Source organism: Micromonospora sp. NBC_01699 (assembly GCF_036250065.1).
Lineage (GTDB): Bacteria > Actinomycetota > Actinomycetes > Mycobacteriales > Micromonosporaceae > Micromonospora_G.
Genome location: NZ_CP109199.1, coordinates 5,365,943 through 5,373,050, shown reverse-complemented (window position 1 = coordinate 5,373,050; position 7,108 = coordinate 5,365,943). Strand labels below are relative to the sequence as shown.

General features: G+C 74.0%; 1 protein-coding gene and 1 pseudogene. Both read left to right on the top strand.

The window, feature by feature from the left end:
- Positions 1-19: 19 nt before the first annotated feature.
- Positions 20-6,160, top strand: a pseudogene (locus OG792_RS21775) (type I polyketide synthase); the annotation flags it as partial.
- Complete coding sequence (locus tag OG792_RS21770; protein ID WP_329101697.1) at positions 6,160-7,071, top strand: proline iminopeptidase-family hydrolase; 912 nt, start codon at positions 6,160-6,162, stop codon at positions 7,069-7,071. The pseudogene OG792_RS21775 and the gene OG792_RS21770, both read left to right, overlap by 1 nt.
- Positions 7,072-7,108: the final 37 nt, after the last annotated feature.

The window sequence follows — 7,108 nt, the reverse complement described above, 5'->3', positions numbered from 1 at the left end:
GGCGGGCATGTCCGGCTCGGACCAGAAACTACTGGAGGCGCTGCGCGCCTCGCTGAAGGAGACCGAGCGGCTGCGTACGCAGCAGCGCAAGCAGGCTGCGGCGGCCCGTGAACCGATAGCGATCGTCGGGATGGCCTGCCGCTACCCGGGCGGGGTGAGCACGCCCGACGAGCTGTGGCGGCTCGTCGCCGACGGCGTGGACGCGGTCGGCGCGTTCCCGGACGACCGTGGCTGGGACCTTGCCGACCTGTACGACCCGACGTCGCAGCGCCCGAACACGACGTACACCAACGAGGGCGGGTTCCTGTACGACGCCGCCCTGTTCGACCCGGCGTTCTTCGGCATCAGCCCGAACGAGGCGATGTCGATGGACCCGCAGCAACGGCTGCTGCTCGAATGCTCGTGGGAGGCGCTGGAGCGGGCCGGGATCGACCCGGCGACGATCAGGGGCAGCGCCACCGGCGTGTACGCCGGGATGATGTACCACGACTACGTGCACAACAGCAGCACCGGCGCGATCGCGTCCGGGCGGGTGTCGTACACCCTGGGCCTGGAGGGTCCGTCGGTGACGGTCGACACGGCCTGCTCGTCGTCGCTGGTCGCGCTGCACCTGGCCACCCAGGCGCTGCGCTCGGGAGAGTGCGACCTGGCGCTGGTCGGCGGTGTCGCGGTGATGGCCACCCCCGAGACGATCATCGAGTTCAGCCGCCAGCGGGGCCTGTCGCCACGGGGACGGTGCAGGTCGTTCGCTGCCGCCGCCGACGGCACCGGCTGGGCCGAGGGCGCGGGCATGCTGCTGGTCGAGCGCCTGTCCGACGCGGTCGCCCACGGACGCGAGATCCTCGCCGTGGTACGCGGCACGGCCGTCAACTCCGACGGCGCGAGCAACGGCCTGACCGCCCCGAACGGCCCCTCGCAGCAGCGGGTCATCCGCCAGGCGCTGGCCAACGCGCAGGTCGGCGCCGACCAGGTCGACGTCGTGGAGGCGCACGGCACCGGCACCACGCTCGGTGACCCGATCGAGGCGCAGGCGGTGATCGCAACCTACGGGCAGGACCGGTCGACCGACCATCCACTCTGGCTCGGCTCGATCAAGTCGAACCTGGGCCACACCCAGGCCGCCGCCGGTGTGGCCGGTGTGATCAAGATGGTGCAGGCGATGCACCACGGGGTGCTGCCGAAGACGTTGCACGTGGACGAGCCGTCACGCAACGTGGACTGGACCGCCGGGGCGGTCGAACTGCTCACCGAGGCCCGGCAGTGGCCGGTCAACGGGCATCCCCGGCGCGCCGGCATCTCGTCGTTCGGCATCAGCGGCACCAACGCGCACGTCATCGTCGAGCAGGCACCCGAGGCGGCGCCTGCCGATCACGCACCCGAGGCGGCCGTGACACCGCTGCTGCTGTCGGGGCGTAGCCCACAGGCGCTCGCCGGGCAGGCCGGGCGGCTGCTGGCGTACCTGCGGGAACGGCCGGGGGTGCCGCTGCCGCGGGTCGCGCGGGCGCTGGCGACCTCGCGGGCCGCGTTCGAGTTCCGTGCCGCCGTCGTCGGTCGGGACCGCGATCACCTGATGACCGGACTCGCCACGCTGGCCGGGGACGAGCCGCCGGCCGACGCCGCACCGACCGCGACCGTGATCCGGGGTCAGGCCCGCCAGGGCGCGACCGCCTTCCTCTTCACCGGCCAGGGCGCGCAGCGTCTCGGCATGGGTCGCCAGTTGTACGCGTCGTTCCCGGTGTTCGCGTCCGCGTTCGACCAGATCCTCACCGAGTTCGACACCCACCTCGACCTCCCCCTGCGTGACGTGATCTGGGGCGACGACCAGGAGTTGTTGAACCGGACCGGTTACGCCCAGTGCGCCCTGTTCGCCGTCGAGGTGGCCCTGTTCCGTCTCCTGGACGACTGGGGTGTACGCCCGGACTACCTGGCCGGTCACTCGATCGGTGAGTTGTCCGCCGCGTACGTGGCGGGTGTCTGGTCGTTGCCGGACGCGGTCCGGTTGGTGGCGGCGCGCGGTCGGCTGATGCAGGCGTTGCCGCCCGGTGGGGTGATGGCGTCGATTCAGGCGACCGAGGCCGAGGTGCTTGCCCGGCTCGGGGACGGAACGGTCGGGATCGCCGCCGTCAACGGCCCGGAGTCGGTCGTCGTCTCCGGGGCGGGGGACGCGGTCGCGGAGGTGGTCGCGTACTTCGAGGCGCTGGGTCGTCGGGTGAGGCCGCTGGCGGTGAGCCACGCCTTCCACTCGCCGCTGATGGACCCGATGCTCGCCGGGTTCGCCGAGGTCGCCGGCCGGCTGTCGTACGCCGAACCGGCGATCCCGATCGTGTCGCACCTGACCGGCCGGCTCGCCGCGCCGGGCGAACTGACGGCCCCGGACCACTGGGTGCGGCACGTACGCGAACCAGTGCGCTTCGCCGACGGTGTCACCACCCTGCTCGGGCTGGGTGTGCTGCGGTTCGTGGAGGTCGGACCGGACGCGGTGCTGAGCGGGCTGGTCGCCCGGATGCTCGACGACACCCCGGCGGTCCCGACCGTCCGAGCCGGACGCGACGAAGCCGAGACGGCCGTCGCCGCCGTCGCCCAGCTGCACGCCTGGGGCGGCGGCGTGGACCGGGCGAAGCTGTTCGGCCCGGCCGGCGGTGGGCACGTGGACCTGCCGACGTACGCCTTCCAGCGGGAACGGTTCTGGCTGACGGCCGAGCCCGACACCGGTGACGTACGCGCGGCGGGCCTGGAGTCGGCCGACCACCCGCTGCTGGGGGCGGTGGTGCCGTCCGCCGAGACGGACACCGTACTGCTGACCGGTCGGCTGTCGCCCACGTCGCCCGGCTGGCTGGCCGACCACGTCGTGCAGGGCAGTGTGCTGCTGCCCGGCACCGGGTTCGTGGAGCTGGCCCTCCAGGCCGGTGACCGGGTCGGCTGCGACCTGCTGGAGGAACTGACCCTGCACGCCCCACTCGTGCTTGACGGCGACGCACCGGTACGGGTACGCGTCGAGACCGGTACGTCCGACGCCGACGGCCGCCGGTCGGTGACCATCCGTTCGGCCGGCGACGGTGGCTCGTGGACCGTGAACGCCGAGGGCCTGCTCGGCACCCGCGCACCCGCTCCGGCCGACGACCTCGGGCAGTGGCCGCCGCCCGGCGCGACCCCGGTCGAGCTCGACGGCGCGTACCAGGCCCTCGCCGAGCACGGCTACGCGTACGGGCCGGTGTTCCGGGGGCTGCGCGCGGTGTGGCAGTCCGGTGCCGAGGTCTTCGCGGAGGTGACCCTGCCCGCCGGGGAGGAGTCCGACGCGGCCCGCTGCGGACTGCACCCGGCGCTGCTCGACGCGGCCCTGCAAGCGCTCGCGCTGGTCCGCGGCTCCGAGGGCGGTCCGGCCGTGCTGCCGTTCGCCTGGTCGGGGGTGACCCTGCACGCGACCGGCGCGACGGCGCTGCGGGTGCGGATCGCCTCGACCGGCCCGGACAGCGTCACCATCTCCGCCGCCGACGGTACGGGCGCCCCGGTGCTCTCGGTCGGCGCGCTGGTGTCCCGCGCGGTACGGCCAGGACAGCTTGCCGCCGCGTCCGGGGTGGACGCCCTGTACCGGGTCGACTGGGTGCCCACGGAACTGCCCGCCGCGACCGGCCCCGCGCCGGTTCACCACGGCGAGTCCGGCCGTGCCGCCACCGCTGCGGAGGTGGTCCTGTTCACCTGCGACGTGCCCGACGCGCCGGTCCCCGAGGCGACCCGCGTCGTCACCGCCGGGGTCCTCGCGGTGCTACAGGGCTGGCTGCTCGACCCGAGGTTCGCCGCGTCGCGGCTGGTGGTGGTGACCCGTGGCGCGGTGGCTCTGCCCGACGAGGACGGCGTCGACCCGGCCGCGGCGGCGGTGTGGGGTCTCGTACGTTCGGCTCGGGCGGAGAACCCGGACCGGTTCCTGCTGGTCGACACGGACGGCTCAGCGGACGCGACGGCGCTGCTCGCCGCGGTGGCCGCGTCCGGCGAGCCGGAGTTGGCGCTGCGCGGGGCGATCGCGCGGGTGCCGCGACTGACCCGCGTCGCGACCGAGCCGCGCACCGACCGGGGCACCGCCAGAGGCAGCGACCCGGACGCCGGGACGGCGCCGGCCGACCCCGGTCCGGGGTCGCCGCGTTCGACCGTCTCGGGCCGGTCCGCACCCGACTCCGAGCCCGCCGCCGGCCCGGTTTTCTCCGGCGCCGGGACGGTGCTGGTCACCGGCGGCACCGGCGGTCTGGGTGCGCTGGTCGCGCGGCACCTGGTCACCGCGCACGGGGTACGGTCGCTGGTGCTGACCTCGCGCCGGGGGCTGGCCGCTCCGGGCGCGGCCGAGCTGTCCCGGGAGCTGTCGGCGCTCGGCGCACGGGTGCGGATCACCGCCTGCGACGTGGCCGACCGGGTCGCCGTACGCGATCTCGTGGTGGAGATCCCGGACCTGTCCGGGGTGGTGCACGTCGCCGGGGTGCTCGACGACGGCGTCGTCGGGGCGCTGACCGGGCCCCGGCTGGCCGGGGTGTTCGGCCCCAAGGCCGACGCCGCCTGGCACCTGCACGACGCCACCCGAGGTCGGGACCTGACGGCGTTCGTGCTGTTCTCGTCGGTCGCGGGCACGCTCGGCGGCCCCGGCCAGGGTGCGTACGCGGCCGCGAACGTGTTCCTCGACGCGCTCGCCGTACAGCGGCGGGCGGCCGGGTTGCCGGGCCTGTCCCTGGCCTGGGGGCCGTGGAACACCGGCATGGCGGGCACGCTCGCCGACGCCCACCGGTCTCGGCTGAGTCGCTCCGGGCTGGTCGCGTTCACCCCGGAACAGGGCCTGGCGCTGTTCGACACCGCCCTCGCCGCCGATTCGGCGGTGCTGGTCGCGGCCCGGTTCGAGCTGGCCGGGGCGGAGGCCGGGGAGGTGCCGCCGCTGCTGCGCGGCCTGGTCCGGCGTACCGTCCGCCGGGCCACGGCCGGGTCGGGCCCCGGCGACCTGGTGCGGCGAATGGCAGGCCGCGACGACGCGGAGCGCCTGAGCATCCTGGTCGACCTGGTACGCGGCCACGCCGCCGCGGTCCTCGGCCACACCGGCCCGGATGCGGTGGCGCCCGAGCGGGCCTTCAACGAGCTGGGCTTCGACTCGCTCAGCGCGATGGAACTGCGCAACAGCCTCGGTACGGCGACCGGGCTGCGGCTGTCGCCGATGGTCGTCTTCGACCACAAGCACCCGACGCAGCTCGCCGAACACCTGCTGGCCGAACTCGGCGCCCCGACCGGCCCCGAGCCGCAGCGCGCGGGGCGGCAGTCCGACACGGTGACCGACTGGTTCCGGGCGGGGGCCCGCTCCGGGAACCTGGAGGGCAGTTGGGAGCTGCTGCGCGCGGTGGCCCGGCTGCGGCCGGCGTTCGACGCCGACGAGCCGCCGCCGGTCCCGGCACCGGCGGTGCTCGCCACCGGCACCGGCGGGCCACGGTTGATCTTCGTCAACACGCCGATGGCGACCACCGGCGTGCACCAGCACGCCCGGCTCGTCGCCGCGATGACCGGCGGGCGACCGGTGTCGGCGATCCCGCTGACCGGGTTCGCCGAGCACGAGCCGCTGCCGGCGACCACGGACGCGGCCCTGGCCGTACTGGCCGCCAGCGTCCGCCGGGCCGCCGACGGGGAACCGTACGTGCTGGTCGGCTACTCCTCCGGCGGCCTGCTCGCGTACGCCGTCGCGGCCCGACTCGAAGCCGAGGACGACGGCTCCGGACCCGTCGGGGTGGCGTTGCTGGACACGTTCCGGGTCAGCCAGGACGACGTCGGGCCGCTCCAGGAGCTGGTCTTCGGGCTGCTGGAACGGGAGCAGAGCTTCGGCGGCTTCGACAGCGCCCGACTGTCCGCGATGATCCGCTACGGCGAGCTGCTGGCCGGGATAGCGCTGCCGCCGGTCGCCGCGCCGGTGCTGTTCGTGCAGTGCACCGAGTCGTTCTTCGCCGAGGTCGGTGCCGAGCACGCCGGTGCCGAACAGGTCGGTGCCGGACAGGCCGGTTCGGACGGCTGGCGTACGGCGCCCTGGGAGCCCACGCACACCCTGTGCCCGGTGCCGGCCAGCCACTTCACCCTCGTCGAGGAACGCGCCGAGGTCGCCGCCGGGGCCGTCGAGACCTGGCTCGCCACGATCGGAGAACAGTGATGAGCTTGCCCCCGAACGCCAAGGGCGTGATCCCCTTCGGCGAGTACCGGACCTGGTACCGGATCACCGGCACGCCCGGCGGTGACCGGCCCGCCGTCGTGGTGGTGCACGGCGGGCCGGGCAGCACCCACGACTACCTGCTGAACCTGTCCGGCCTGGCCGAGCGGGGCTGGCCGGTGGTGCACTACGACCAAATCGGCAACGGCGGCTCCACCCACCTGCCCGACAACGGCCCGGACTTCTGGACCGTACGGCTGTTCCTCGACGAGCTGGACAACCTGCTGCACCGGGTCGGCGTCGCGGACAACTACGTCCTGTACGGACAGTCCTGGGGTGGCATGCTCGCCGCCGCGCACGCCGCGACCCGCCCGGCCGGGCTGCGTGGACTGGTCGTCGCGAACTCGCCGGCGTCGTACCCGCTGTGGTTGGAGGAGATGAAGGTCCTGCGCGACGCGCTGCCCGACGGGACCAACGACACCCTGCTGCGGCTGGAGGCGGCCGGGCAGACCAGCTCCGACGAGTACTTCCAGGCGCTGCTGCCGTTCTACCAACGACACGTGTGCCGGCTGGACCCGTGGCCGCGCGACTACATGGCCTCGTTCTACGAGATCTACAACGACCCGACGGTCTACTACACGATGAACGGGCCGAGCGAGTTCCACGTCATCGGGACCCTGCGGGACTGGGGGGTGGAGGACCTGTGCCCGGACATCGCCGTACCGACGCTGCTGATCTCCGGCCGGTACGACGAGGCCACCCCGCGTACGGTGCAGCCGTTCGCCGACCTGATCCCCGACGTGCGCTGGGAGATCTTCGAGGAGTCCAGCCACCTGCCGCACCTGGAGGAGCCGGAACGGTTCGTACGGGTGCTCACCGGGTTCCTCGACGGCCTGCCCGACCGGGCGGGTTAGGGGCCGGTAGGGGTTCATCCGATGGTATCGATCCAGC